At 62.0% G+C, this 12,496-nt stretch carries 12 protein-coding genes and 2 pseudogenes; 12 read left to right on the top strand and 2 right to left on the bottom strand.

Going from position 1 to position 12,496, the window contains the following annotated elements:
* Positions 1–59 precede the first annotated feature (59 nt).
* Positions 60–695: an ankyrin repeat domain-containing protein gene (locus NKJ91_RS28615; protein WP_352458213.1), complete on the bottom strand. Its 636-nt coding sequence runs from the start codon at positions 693–695 to the stop codon at positions 60–62.
* Positions 696–924: 229 nt separating this feature from the next.
* Here NKJ91_RS28615 and NKJ91_RS28610 point away from each other — a divergent pair.
* A pseudogene (locus NKJ91_RS28610) lies at positions 925–1,777 on the top strand (aldo/keto reductase).
* Positions 1,778–1,880: 103 nt separating this feature from the next.
* Here the strand turns inward: NKJ91_RS28610 and NKJ91_RS28605 are convergent.
* Positions 1,881–2,186, bottom strand: a complete 306-nt coding sequence (locus NKJ91_RS28605; protein WP_023677305.1) for a hypothetical protein — start codon at positions 2,184–2,186, stop codon at positions 1,881–1,883.
* A 236-nt stretch (positions 2,187–2,422) separates the two neighbouring features.
* On the opposite strand from NKJ91_RS28605, the gene NKJ91_RS28600 reads away from it, so the two are divergent.
* The 11 genes and pseudogenes from NKJ91_RS28600 to NKJ91_RS28550 form a co-directional block, all read left to right on the top strand.
* The gene (locus NKJ91_RS28600; protein WP_352458212.1) at positions 2,423–3,715 is read left to right on the top strand and encodes an Nramp family divalent metal transporter; all 1,293 of its coding nucleotides are present in this window, start codon (positions 2,423–2,425) and stop codon (positions 3,713–3,715) included.
* A gap of 575 nt (positions 3,716–4,290) precedes the next feature.
* On the top strand, positions 4,291–4,848 hold the full coding sequence (msuE, locus tag NKJ91_RS28595; RefSeq protein WP_023677302.1) for an FMN reductase: 558 nt from the start codon (positions 4,291–4,293) through the stop codon (positions 4,846–4,848).
* Between the two features lie 52 nt (positions 4,849–4,900).
* A complete protein-coding gene (locus tag NKJ91_RS28590; protein WP_352458211.1) occupies positions 4,901–6,265 on the top strand; it encodes an LLM class flavin-dependent oxidoreductase in 1,365 nt (454 codons plus the stop codon).
* Positions 6,266–6,306: 41 nt separating this feature from the next.
* Positions 6,307–7,155, top strand: coding sequence for an ABC transporter permease (locus tag NKJ91_RS28585; RefSeq protein WP_352458210.1), 849 nt, complete (start codon positions 6,307–6,309; stop codon positions 7,153–7,155).
* A 58-nt stretch (positions 7,156–7,213) separates the two neighbouring features.
* Complete coding sequence (locus tag NKJ91_RS28580; RefSeq protein ID WP_352458209.1) at positions 7,214–8,212, top strand: ABC transporter substrate-binding protein; 999 nt, start codon at positions 7,214–7,216, stop codon at positions 8,210–8,212.
* Positions 8,213–8,249: 37 nt separating this feature from the next.
* Entirely contained in the window at positions 8,250–9,011 is a 762-nt protein-coding gene (locus tag NKJ91_RS28575; RefSeq protein WP_352458208.1) for an ABC transporter ATP-binding protein, read from the top strand.
* 88 nt (positions 9,012–9,099) lie between these two features.
* A complete protein-coding gene (locus tag NKJ91_RS28570; protein ID WP_352458207.1) occupies positions 9,100–9,732 on the top strand; it encodes a BA14K family protein in 633 nt (210 codons plus the stop codon).
* A gap of 128 nt (positions 9,733–9,860) precedes the next feature.
* Positions 9,861–10,190 carry a DUF2934 domain-containing protein gene (locus tag NKJ91_RS28565; protein ID WP_352458206.1) on the top strand — a complete coding sequence of 110 codons (330 nt, stop codon included), beginning with the start codon at positions 9,861–9,863 and terminating at the stop codon, positions 10,188–10,190.
* Between the two features lie 3 nt (positions 10,191–10,193).
* Complete coding sequence (locus NKJ91_RS28560; protein WP_023677295.1) at positions 10,194–10,343, top strand: hypothetical protein; 150 nt, start codon at positions 10,194–10,196, stop codon at positions 10,341–10,343.
* A gap of 463 nt (positions 10,344–10,806) precedes the next feature.
* Positions 10,807–11,604: a helix-turn-helix domain-containing protein gene (locus NKJ91_RS28555; protein ID WP_352451460.1), complete on the top strand. Its 798-nt coding sequence runs from the start codon at positions 10,807–10,809 to the stop codon at positions 11,602–11,604.
* A pseudogene (locus NKJ91_RS28550) lies at positions 11,579–12,397 on the top strand (PIN domain-containing protein); the annotation flags it as partial. The gene NKJ91_RS28555 and the pseudogene NKJ91_RS28550, both read left to right, overlap by 26 nt.
* Between the last annotated feature and the right edge of the window lie 99 nt (positions 12,398–12,496).

Below are 12,496 nucleotides of genomic sequence, written 5' to 3'. Positions count from 1 at the left end.
CGAGCGTGTCGACGTGACGGGAGATACGGACGCGCCCCGCGACAGTAAGGGCGAGGCCCCTATTTGCCGTTGAAGAAACTGTGGATCGCGGCTTCCAGCTTTTCGATAAGCTGAGGGTTGTGGCAGCTGCCAGCCCAGATCAGGGCGTTTAGCCTCATCTCTTTGTTGATAAAGCTCACTTTCCCAGAATCCAACAGGTATTCCGCGATCTCGTAGTGCCGCCCCTTGATAGCCTCGATGAGCGCGTTGTTTCTCCCCGTCTTGTCGGTCAAATTTATTTCCGCGCCATTCTCCACGAGCAACTTGACGACTTCGAGATGCCCGTTCTTCGCCGCCTCGATAAGAGCCGTTCTGCCGTAGTAGTCAGCTCGCGCGTTGATCTCTATTTGGGGGTGTCTCACGAGGACTGAGATACACTCGTAATGTCCCTTGGCCGACGCAAGGCTCAAGGGCGTGCTCTTCCACTTGTTTCTCGAATTCACGTCGATTTCCGGGTCTTCGATCAGCGCCTCCACCACAGCTGTGCGGTCATTGAGGGCTGAAAGGTGAAGTGCAGACCAGCCGCCGTCGTCCGACTGATTGATGTCGGCGCCAGCCGCCAATCCCGATCGAACCGCCTCCGCATCGCCTTGTTCTGCCGCGACCAGCAGGGGCGACCAGTCTCTTGCCCCTTCGGCTTCCAAGCTGTTGGTCAACGCAGTCGCCTCCTCGGATAGTCCACAGAATACCACAGAATCCGCGATAGTGGGGTCGTCCTGTATAGAGTTCCCTGGAGTCCGTGGGTCACAGAGAGCTGTCGGCCCGAAGCGGAGGATCAGCGCTTCACGTCCGTCTCCTCACATTCTCCTGATATCGACTGGCTTTGGCGGCCATCCGGACTAGATAGAGCGTGCGCCGGGCGGAACGATGCAGAAGGACCTGAACATGCCTGAACAGATTACCCTGAATAGACCTGAACAGATCAGATTGAACGACGGCTCCGCCATTCCGCAAATCGGCCTCGGCGTGTGGCAGGTCGATCCAGCCATCACGGCCAAGGTGGTGCGCTGGGGGATCGAGGCCGGCTACAGGCTGATCGACACCGCCGAAGGCTATCAGAACGAGGAAGGTGTCGGGCAGGCGATCCGCTCGGCCGGCGTGCCGAGAAGCGAGTTGTTCATCACCTCGAAACTGCGCAACGGCGCACATCAGCACGACGCCGCCTTGCGCGCCTTCGACGAGACGATGAGCAAGCTCGGCATCGAACAGATCGACCTGTTCCTGATCCACTGGCCGGTGCCCAGCCAAGACAGATATGTCGAGGCCTGGAAGACGCTGATCGAACTCAGGCAATCAGGCCGGATCAAGTCGATCGGCGTTTCGAACTTCAACCAGGACACTCGAACGGATCATCGGCGAGACCGGCGTCACGCCGACCGTCAACCAGATCGAGCTCCACCCCCGCTTCCAGCAGCGTGACAAACGTGAATTCCACGACAGGCACAACATCCGCATCGAGAGCTGGAGCCCGCTGGGCAGCGGCCGGCTGTTGAGCGATCCGACGCTTGAAAGCATCGCCAGGAAACACGGCAAGTCGGTGGCGCAGACGATCGTCAGGTGGCACCTTCAGGAAGGGCTGATCGTCATTCCAAAGTCGATCCACCAGGACCGCATCGCCGCCAATTTCGATGTCTTCGATTTCGAGCTGCAAGCGAAGGACCTCGAGCTTATCCGGGGCATGGATTCGCCCGACGGCCGCACCGGCCCGAACCCCGCTACAGCTGCATTCCTGTTCTGAGGGCCGACAGTGAAGCTGCCTATCTCCCCCTTTGGGGGGAGATGTCCGGCAGGACAGAGGGAGGCGCTGTCCCGCCAGCGATCAAAACTACCTCCCCGCTAGCTCATATCCCGGAGCCATCCACCAGCGGCACATCTTCGCCCTCCCAGGGGCTCGGCATCGATCCCTTGCTGAGATTGGCCGACGGCAGCGGCATCCAGCACTTCAGCTCGGGTTCGGCATATTCGACGATGCGTCCTGGAGACGAGTCGGAGGCGCGCCAGCCTTCGCTGCCGAACTGATCGGCGCGGGCCCAGTAAGCCATGTCGACCTCGGCCGGACCCTGTTCGGACGGCCGAACCGTGACAAGGATTCTGCTGCCGTCCCTTGGCGCGCTCGACATGTGGCGCCACTGACCGGGCTCGTCCATTGCATTTCCTCCTGCGATCTTCGCCTCGAACGGATAGTCGCTTCGCGTTCGGAAGCGGTCAACCCGAACTTTTTTGCCTGAGCCAAAACCCCTGTCCGGTCGTCGCGGAACAAGTCATGGCACGCCGGGTTTGGGCAAGTTGTGGAAGGAAGCAAAATGAGACCAGCGCCGCGACCGATCCTTACCATTATTGCATGGCAGGCCGCGTCTTTCGTTCGCAACCCGGTCCGGTCGCAATGAGGCAGGCCGGTTCCGATCATTCCATCCCACCGAAGGAGGGCAAAGGCGGCATAGGACGAGCGCTCGGCCTCGGCCTGATAACAGGGGCGGCCGACGACGATTGTTCCGCGATAGGCACCTATGCCAGTGCCGGCGCCCGTTTCGGACCCGACCTGCTCTGGACGGCTCCGGTAACGTTGCCGATGATGTACGCGGTCGTCTACCTGTCGTCGAAGCTCGGCCAGGTGTCGGGGCGCGGATTGTTCCACGTCATCAAGGACTTCTACCCGCGGTGGCTGCTCTGGTCGGTGCTGTTGGGTGTGCTCGTCGGCAACACCATCGAGGCAGCGGCCGATCTCGGCGGAATGGCCGCGGCGATCAATATGTTCGTGCCGCTTCCCATTCCGCTGATCGTGCTGTTCGTCGCCGTCCTCATCTTCGCCCTCCAGGTCTTCGGCTCCTATACTTTGATCCGCAACATCTTTCGCTGGCTGGCGCTGGCGCTGCTCGCCTATGTCGGTGCCGCCATTCTGGCCAAGCCGGACGCCGCGGCGGTGCTGCGCGGAACGCTGCTTCCCAGGATCGAATTCAACCGGGAGTTCCTGTCGATCCTGGTCGCCATCATCGGTACGACGCTGTCCGCCTATCTCTATACGTGGCAGTCCAATGAGGAGGTCGAGGAGGAGATTGCCCAAGGGCGAACGACGCTCAGGCAAAGGAAGGGCGCCACCGCCGGCGAACTCCGCCGCTCGCGCCGGGACATCCTCATAGGCATGACGTTTTCAAATCTCATCATGTATTTCATCATCCTGTCGACGGGTGCTACGCTCTACAAGGCGGGCCATCACGATATCGACACGGCCGCGCAAGCCGCGGAGGCGCTGCGCCCACTCGCCGGCCAGGCCGCAAGCGTTCTGTTCGCCGCAGGCGTGATCGGCGTCGGTTTCCTAGCGGTTCCTGTCATGACGACCGGCGCTGCCTATGATGTGGCACAAGCCATCGGCTGGAAAAACAGCCTGCACGCCCGGGCTCGAGAGGCGCCCAAATTTTATCTCGCCATCGGATTTTTTACGGCGATCGCCGCCGGCCTCAACTTCCTCGGCTTCAATCCGATGAAGGCGCTGGTCTGGTCCGGCATCGTTCAGGGCTTCTCGACGCCGCCCTTGCTGCTGCTCATCATGCTGATGACTAACAGCCGCAGGATCATGGGGGAGCAGGTGAACAGCCGCAGCACCAACATACTCGGTTGGGCAACGACCGCCGCTATCTTCTCGGCGACGATCGGCCTAGTGGCCACCTGGTTCATGTAAATCCGGCAGGACAAGGGACGCCGCTAGTTGGATTACCCGTTCCCGCTTGCGGATTGCCCCAGCTTTGCCGGCCTTGGAAACTCCACAACATCTCCCACCGGCCGCTTGTATTGCGCTGCGACAATTGCATCGATCAGGAGATCCAGAGCCGCACGAGCCGTGCGGCTCGTCTCGTCCTCGCCGCTCAAATAGTGGCAGGCTCGTTCAAGGTGCAGGTGTGCGGCGGCAAAGTCGCTTGTCATAGGCATCTCCCTGTTGCCCGCCCGCCGGCAAGATGACCGCCTCGATTTAGCCAAAAGCAAATATCCACAGCCGGATTTGAATCAAATTGACCTGATTCACCGCAGCCCTAGGGACAAGGTGCTGGGAGGCCTTTGCATCGCCGGTCGATGCGCTGCGCCGGTGCAGTACGCCGCATTGAATGAACCAATTGCGGGCGATGTGCCGCAAACTCCGTTCGCCCAATGCGCTGCTTTTGAAATTTTCTCACTCTCTTAATTCTACAAACTCTCTAGATTTAACATAGATCGCTAGACCCAAGATCTTAAAATAGAGCGCTTGAGAGGGAGCCAGGAATGTCGAAAAAGCTCGTGGTGGGGCTGTCGGGCAATTTGACCCGGCCATCGAAGACCAAGGCGTTCGTCAGCCACATTGTCGGGCAGGCCGCCGAAAGCATCGGCGCGGCCTCGGCCGTCTTCGACATCGAGGATCTCGGCGCGTCCCTGCCGCAGGCAAGGCGCCTCGGCGATCTCGACCCGGCGGCGCGCAACATCGTCGAACGGCTGCTGGGCGCCGACATCCTGGTGGCCGGCTCGCCGACTTTCAAAGGCAGCTATACCGGGCTTTTCAAGCATTTCTTCGACCTGCTCGATCCGTCATCGCTGAGGGGCAAGCCCGTCATCCTCGCCGCGACCGGCGGCGGCGAGCGCCATTCGCTGATCGTCGAGCACCAGTTGCGGCCGCTGTTCGGCTTCTTCGAGGCGCTGACCGTGCCGACCGCGATCTACGCCTCCGACAAGGATTTTGCCAATGGCGTGCTGGTGTCGGAAGCCATCCACGCCCGCGCCCGGCAGGCGGTCGCCGAGGCATGCCGTGTAACCGGGGTGCCCTACGGCGTCGGCCTTGCCGCCTGAACGCACCACTGACCCGAGATCCCCTTTCCGATCCGTCCAGGAGCACGCCGCGATGACCAGATCCACCAAATCCAGGCAAATCAAACTGGGCGCTTTCCTGCCCGGCGGCGGACAGCATATCGCCGCCTGGCGCCACCCCGAGGCGCCGGCCGACGGCGCCACCAATTTCGAGTTCCACAAGCAGCTCGCCCTGACCGCCGAGCGCGGCCTGTTCGATGCCTATTTCCTCGCCGACAATCTGACGGTCGGGCTCGGCGCCCGCGAAGGCGGCAATGCCAAGATCGCCGGCTTCGAGCCAGTGACGCTGTTTGCAGCGCTGGCGCCGCTCACCACGCATCTCGGCTTCATCGCTACCGCCTCGACCACCTACGAGGAGCCCTACACGCTCGCCCGCAAATTCGCCTCGCTCGATCATCTGTCGAACGGCCGCGCCGGCTGGAACGTCGTCACCTCGGCCGGCGACGAAACCGCGCGCAACTTCAATCGCGAGACGCAGCCTGCCCACGCCGAGCGCTATGCCCGCGCGCATGAGCACGTCGAGACGGTCAAGGCGCTGTGGGACAGCTGGGAGGACGATGCCTTCATCCGCGACAAGAAATCGGGGCGCTTCTACGACAAGGACAAGCTCCACGACATCGACCACAAGGGCGCGCATTTCAGCGTGAAAGGGCCGCTCAACGTGCCGCGCCCGGTGCAGGGGCACCCGGTCGTGGTGCAGGCGGGGCAATCGGAAGACGGTCGCAAGCTCGCCGCCCACTCGGCGGAAGTCATCTTCACCGCCCATCAGAACCTGGCGTCGGCGCAGGAATTCTATCGCGATATCAAGGCGCGCGTGACGGCCGCCGGCCGCAATCCCGAGCAGGTGCTGGTCATGCCGGGCGTGGCACCCTTCGTCGGCCGCACCGAAGAAGAAGCGCGCGCCAAGTACCAGCAGCTGAACGATCTCATCCTGCCCGAAGACGGCGTCGCCCTGCTCAACGGGCTGGCCGGCCAGACGCTCGACATCACCGGCTATCCGCTTGATGGACCGCTGCCGCCGAGCAAGGAGACCGAAGGCATGAAGAGCCGCCAGGCGCTGATCCGCCAGATTGCCGACGAGCACAACTTCACCATCCGACAGCTCTACCAATGGGTGGCAACGGCCCGCGGCCATTATACCGTCATCGGCAGCGCCACGCAGGTCGCCGATCAGCTGGAGGAATGGTTCGGCAACGAAGCCGCCGACGGCTTCAACATCCTGCCGCCCTGGCTGCCCGGCGGGCTCGACGACTTCGTCGAGCTGGTGATCCCCGAACTGCAGCGCCGCGGCCTGTTCCGCACCGCCTATGAAGGCAGGACACTGCGCGAGAACCTCGGCCTCAGGCGGCCGGAAAACCCCTGGACCGCCGCCCGCTCGGCGGTGTTGGCCGCCGAATAATCCCGAGAAAGCCCGATATTTTCCAAGCAGGAGGCAACACGATGACCTTGCAGCACATCGAACAGGCCGCCAGCCTCGGCACGCCTGACAGCACGACAAGCCTCGGCACGGACTTCCTGCGCCTCGGTGGCCGGGCGGGCATCCGCTTCCTGTCGCGCTACGGCGTCCTCATCGCTTTCCTCGCAATCTGGCAAGTGTCGAGCAGCGCGGGCTGGGTCAACGCGGCCGTGCTGCCGCCGATCGACATGATTGTCGCAGCACTTTGGAAGGGGCTGGCCGGCGGCACTCTGCTCGGCGACATCGCCATCAGCCTGCAGCGCGCCGGTCTCGCTTTCGCGGCCGCCGTGCTGGTCGCCATCCCGCTTGGCCTGTTCATGGGTCAGGTGCGCACGGTCGAAACCGCGCTCGATCCCATCCTGCAGGTTTTCCGCCAGACCTCGGCGCTGGCGCTCTATCCCGTATTTATCCTGCTGCTTGGGCTCGGCGAGGCGTCCAAGGTGTTCGTCATCTTCTGGGCGACGCTGTTCCCGTTGCTGCTCAACACCATCGGCGGCGTCAAGCAGGTCGATCCGAAACTGCTGGAGATGGCCCGCGTCTATGGTGCCAGGCAGCTCACCGTCTTCCGTCGCGTCGTGCTGCCCGGCGCCGTGCCGTCGATCTTCGTTGGGCTTAGGCTCAGCGCCACCACGGCGCTGCTCCTTTTGATCGCCTCCGAAATGATCGGCGCCAACAAGGGCATCGGCTTTCAGGTGATGAACGCGCAGTACAACTTCCAGATCCCGCTGATGTTTGCGGCAATCGTCATCCTCGCCGGCCTCGGCCTGATCGCCAACCAGGCGCTGGTCAGCCTGCAGCGGCGGCTCTGCCGCTGGAGCAATGCCGTCGACTGACCACCCGCGCTTACCAATCTCAACCAGGCCAGAACTCAAATCAGGAAAGACCCGGACCATGAAAATCTCCCGCCGTTCCCTGCTTGCCGGCGCGCCCTTCGCCGCCGGCCTTCTCGCCGCCGGTCTGCCGCGCTTCGCCTTTGCCGAAGCGGCACCAGTGAAGTTCCGCTCCCTCGCCAGCCGTGGCAGCATCTCTCCGCATGAGTTGGCCGGCGAGCTCGGCTATTTCAAAGGCCTCGGTATCGAGGTCGAGAATGTCGGCTATTCCGGCGGCGGCCCGGAATCATTGTTTGCGCTGGCCTCCGGCAGCGTCGATATCGGCTCGGCTGCAACCGCAGCCGTGATCAACTCGATCTCCGGCGGCAACGACTTCGTCGCCGCTTATCCGAGCAACGGCATCAACAGCAAGGTGCGTAGCGTCTTCTACGTGCTGGACGACAGCCCGATCAAATCGATCGCCGACATCGCCGGCAAGACCATCGCCGTCAACACGCTCGGCGCCCATCTCGACTACACCGTGCGCGAGGCGCTGCACAGCGTCGGCCTGCCGCCGGATGCCGCCAATCTCGTCGTCGTGCCCGGACCGCAGCTCGAGCAGACCTTGCGCTCCCGCCAGGTCGACATCGCGGCGCTCGGCTACTGGCAGGCGACGTTTGCCGGCGCCCTCGTCGACAATGGCGGTGTGCGTGGCGTGTTCAACGACACCGACGTGCTGGGCGAGCTGGCCGGCGGCTTCGTCGTGCTCAGGCGCGACTTCATCGCCGCGCATCCCGATGCCGCCCGCAATTTCGTCGAGCAATCGGCGCGCGCCTCTGACTGGTCGCTGCAGAACCCCGACGAAGCGCGCAAGGTGCTGGCAAACATCCTCGACAAGCGCGGCGAAAACGGCGAGCTGGCGCGCTACTGGACCGGCTTCGGGCTGCGCCAAGGGGCCAAGGCGACGGATCGCGACATCGACTTCTGGGTCAGCGTGCTCGAGCGCGACGGCCGCCTGCCAAAGGGCAAGCTGAAGGCAGCGGACATCCTCTACCGGCCCGGCGAAACCAAGACCAACTGACAAAAGCAACCGACCAACTAGTTGGGAGACGAGCGCGATGAGCGGCACAAGCGGCGGTGAGGTCAGCATACGCGGCCTGTCCAAATCCTTCAGCATCGGCGGGCGCTCGCTCGCCGTGCTGAGGACCCTCAACCTCGACATCCGCTCGGGTGAATGCCTTGTCATCGTCGGCGCCAGCGGATCGGGCAAGACCACGCTGCTGCGCATACTTGCGGGGCTGGAGGCTGCCGACAGCGGCGGCGTCGCCATCGACGGCAAGCCAGTGCACGGCGTCGGTGCCGAGCGCGCGGTGATTTTCCAGGAACCGCGCCTGCTGCCCTGGCTGACGGTGCTCGGCAATGTCGCCTTCGGCCTCGAAGTGCGCGGCGTGCCCAAGGCCGAGGCCGAGGAACGGGCGCGCTTCTATATCGCGCTCGTCGGCCTCGCCGAATTCAGCGATGCGTTTCCCCGGCAGCTGTCGGGCGGCATGGCGCAGCGCGTCGGCATTGCCCGCGCCTTGACCGTGCAGCCCGAAATCCTGCTGCTCGACGAGCCGCTGGGCGCGCTCGACGCTATGACCAAGATCGGCATGCAGGAGGAACTGGCGCGCATCTGGAGCGAGGAGAACGTCACCATGGTGATGGTGACGCACGACCTAGAGGAAGCGATCTACCTTGCCGACCGGGTGCTGATCCTGCCCAAGGAGAAAGGCGGCGCGGCGCGGCTGATCGACATCGACCTGCCCCGCCCGCGCGAGCGCAGCGAAAGCCGCTTCGTGCGCTACCGCGAAGAATTGCTGCGCGAATTCGGCCTGCACTGAAAGCCGCCTAAGATCCCCGCCCCGCGCTTTCCTGGAACCGGATTCCCCACCCCCGCATTTCCTTAACCGGGAGGCGAAGGAGCGCGGCATGAAAGCCTTGTTCGCAATCTTTGGCGGCTTCGTGCTGACGCTTGCCGTATTCGCCAGCGGCCTCGCCTTCGCCACCTGGCTTCTAATAGCCAAGCCGGTACGGCCGGCCGCCCCGGTCTCCAGCGTCGCCGAACTGTGGACCAGGGACCCGCAACCGGTGAACCCGGCCTCGCAGCGCCTCGAGCGCCTCCCGGCCCGCCCAGTCCCCGTTCGCACCTCGGAAGTCGATCGCACCTCGAAACCCGCCGATGCCCCAGCGTCGACAACCGACATCACCGCGACCGGCTCTACCCAGCCACCAGCGGAAGAGCAGCAGACGCTACCCGCCGCCCACGTGGAATGGTGCGCCAGCCGCTACCGCTCCTACAGGCCGGACGACAACCACTACACATCTTACAGCGGACAACAGCGCCCCTGCATCTCGCCCTATCTCGGCGCCGCCGATGACGGCAGCTATTTCGAGGCGAGCGATACGTCGTCGGTGGAGGGCTACCCGCCATCGGATGAACCCGGCGCCGCCGAGCTCTCATCCGATCACGTGCAATACTGCTTCAGCCGCTACCGGTCATATCGACCGGAGGACAACAGCTATCAGCCGTATTCCGGGGGGCCGCGCAGGCAGTGCGAGTAGGCAGGCCGGGGGGTGGCTGGCGGCCGCAGTGCATGGCGCCTTGTGCGACCCCACCCAACGATCACGCAGATTTCTTGGATCGTTCGGGTTGGCGCGGCGTTCATCCGATACCCAAAGGAGAAATCAACATGGGCGACGACCGGGAAGACAAGATTCGTGAGCGCGCATACCAGATCTGGGAACGCGAAGGCGGGATCCATGGCGATCCCGAGCGGCACTGGCACCAGGCCGAGGCCGAGATCGACAGGGAGGCAGCCCTGCCACTGACGGCAGGCGATGCCCTGCCGGAAACCCGCGAGGTCGCGAGCTCCGACGTTTTGACGGTGGAGGCCCTGGCGGTGCGCACCGGCATATCGGGCGAACAGGCGCAGGGGTTGATCGACAGGCTGGGAAACGACAGGGCGGCTATCGAACAAGCCGCGCGCAACCTTAAGGGGAAGCAGCGGCTCGGGGAGTGACAGATGATCAGAAAACTCAAAGACGGAAAATACCGCCTCTATTCGCGCAAGAAGGACGAAAAGACCGGCAAGCGCCGCAATCTCGGCACCTTCGATACCCGCGAGGCCGCCGAAAAGCACGAACGCGAGGTGCAGTATTTCAAGAGGCATTGAGGGGGCGTTGGTGCCCGCCAGCCATGCCCCTGGCGGAACCTGAATTCCAGCTCGTAACAAGCCGTCGCGAAGCCGCTACAGCGTTATCAGGCGATCGGCTGGCCTATTAGGGCGATGCCGTGCAGTGGGCAAAGTTCGGCCTGCGTGGGCTGCGATTGCGACGTCGGCGCCTTAAGGCTTGGCTGTTCTGCCCTGGCAACGGCAACGCTGTTCCCCTTCGCCAGCCAGCTTATCGCTCTGTCGCTCAACGCAGTCGCTCCGACGATCACGACAGTGGCCGAAAGCTGATGCTCGAACCACACTCATTTCAGTTGCGGCGTGCCTCCCAGTTTTGATCTCGAGGCATTTCGACTTGATCCATGTGCATGACCTCAGTCTGGTCAGGCGGGACTATGCCGGCGCGAATGTCTCCGGCGATATACAATAATTCCTTATAGGGAATATACCTGCTATCATTATACCCATGAATCAGAGAGACAATATTGCATCGAAAGATGGCACCTTCGTCGATGCAGTTCGCGTCGGCAGCGGCGAGGCTGGCCGTGTAGTTGGCATATCACTGAAAACCTTGCGGCAGGCTCTCGGACTGACCCAATTGGAGCTTGCACAACGGTTGGGCGTAGGCCAAGCCGCCGTCTCGAAAATCGAACAGCGGGGCGATGTTCAGATTTCTTCCCTTCAGCGATATGTCGAAGCATTGGGCGCGCGCTTGCGTATCGATGCTGTCTTCCCAGCTGTGTCCGACGCTCTCGCCGATACCTTGAGAGCATATCAAGATGATCATGACCAATATGTATTGCCGATCTTCGACGATGACCTCAGGTCGCGTCGCGATCTTGTTCTAAGTATTAAACCCGAGTACTCCAAAAAGATTCTGGTCGGCAAGAAAACAGTCGAACTTCGGCGCAGGTTTCCATTAGCTACCCCTCGAGGAACTGTCGCTTATATCTATTCGACGTCGCCAGTGCGCGCGCTTGTTGGCGCCGCTGAAATCCGTGGTATCGAACGGTTGCCGATCAAAACCCTGTGGCAACGCCATGGCAGATCGGCCTCGATTCGTAAGGCCGATTTCGACTCCTATTTTGGGGGGCTGGATGAAGGCTACGCTCTGACGATGGTGAAGCCACGGCTGTTTTCTCGGCCCCTCGATTTAGCGGAATTGAGGGAGCGATTTGGGTTTAAGGCACCGCAGTCATTTTTGTACGCAAAGCCCAGTCTGCAAAGAGCGCTCCAGAATGAGCCGTCAAACTTATCTAATTGATACTAATGTCATAATTTTTCTAGAAGATAACAGAACGGTCGAACCGGCCTTCGCTGCGTTCACTAGTCTCGCCGCCAAGCATAAAGTGGACATATTTGTCCATGAGGCCGCGCGAGATGATATTGGCCGGGACACTGATGCAACGCGCCGCCGTATCTCCCTAAGCAAGCTCGACAAGTTCCAGACGCTAGTTAAGGTTCGCGGTCTGACAGCCGCACAGCTTCAAGCCGAATTCGGCTCTTTGCCGCGCCCGAATGACGTGGTCGATGCAACGCTGCTACATGCCCTAGCCATTAGGGCTGCCGACTTTGTTGTTACGCAGGACCGTGGGTTCCATGATCGTGCGCGTCGTCATTCGCCCGAGCTCGGACGTCGAGTACTCTTTGTGGCAGATGCCGTGCAGCTGCTCCGTACAACCTTCGAGCCTGTCGAGGCTCCAGTCCGATATGTCGAAGAGGTTTCAGCCCATTCGATCCCGCTCACTGACACGATTTTCGATAGCCTGCGCGAAGACTATAAAGACTTCGATGCTTGGTGGACCGAGAAATGCGTCAAACAGCACCGTCCATGCTGGATCGTAGACGATGGCGGCGTGGCCGGCATTCTCGTACGGAAAGATGAAATCGGCGCGGATACAGATGCAACCCAAAAAGCTGCGAAGATCCTGAAGATTTGCACGTTCAAAGTCCGGCCGGAGAAACGCGGCTTCAAGATCGGTGAGCTGTTGCTCAAAAAGGCTTTCTGGTTCGCCCAGCGGAATCGTTACAATCTCATCTATGTCACGACCTTTGAGAGCCTGAATCAAAAAGAGTGTTTTGATATCAACTTCTTGCGAGCCTGCGGGTGAGCAGGCGAATGTGAGCGACGTATATCCAGGCTTCTGCGGAAGCGA

Origin of the sequence: Mesorhizobium sp. M0040, assembly GCF_040323505.1 — a bacterium.
In the GTDB taxonomy this organism is placed as follows: Bacteria; Pseudomonadota; Alphaproteobacteria; order Rhizobiales; family Rhizobiaceae; genus Mesorhizobium.
Note: the sequence above shows the minus strand (reverse complement) of the source record. Positions and strands in the feature narration are given on the sequence as shown.

Coding starts and splice junctions, on each gene's coding strand:
- NKJ91_RS28605 (WP_023677305.1), bottom strand. CDS start 2,186: ATGGACGAGCCCGGTCAGTGGCGCCACATGTCGAGCGCGCCAAGGGAC.
- NKJ91_RS28600 (WP_352458212.1), top strand. CDS start 2,423: ATGAGGCAGGCCGGTTCCGATCATTCCATCCCACCGAAGGAGGGCAAA.
- msuE (WP_023677302.1), top strand. CDS start 4,291: ATGTCGAAAAAGCTCGTGGTGGGGCTGTCGGGCAATTTGACCCGGCCA.
- NKJ91_RS28590 (WP_352458211.1), top strand. CDS start 4,901: ATGACCAGATCCACCAAATCCAGGCAAATCAAACTGGGCGCTTTCCTG.
- NKJ91_RS28585 (WP_352458210.1), top strand. CDS start 6,307: ATGACCTTGCAGCACATCGAACAGGCCGCCAGCCTCGGCACGCCTGAC.
- NKJ91_RS28580 (WP_352458209.1), top strand. CDS start 7,214: ATGAAAATCTCCCGCCGTTCCCTGCTTGCCGGCGCGCCCTTCGCCGCC.
- NKJ91_RS28575 (WP_352458208.1), top strand. CDS start 8,250: ATGAGCGGCACAAGCGGCGGTGAGGTCAGCATACGCGGCCTGTCCAAA.
- NKJ91_RS28570 (WP_352458207.1), top strand. CDS start 9,100: ATGAAAGCCTTGTTCGCAATCTTTGGCGGCTTCGTGCTGACGCTTGCC.
- NKJ91_RS28565 (WP_352458206.1), top strand. CDS start 9,861: ATGGGCGACGACCGGGAAGACAAGATTCGTGAGCGCGCATACCAGATC.
- NKJ91_RS28560 (WP_023677295.1), top strand. CDS start 10,194: ATGATCAGAAAACTCAAAGACGGAAAATACCGCCTCTATTCGCGCAAG.
- NKJ91_RS28555 (WP_352451460.1), top strand. CDS start 10,807: ATGAATCAGAGAGACAATATTGCATCGAAAGATGGCACCTTCGTCGAT.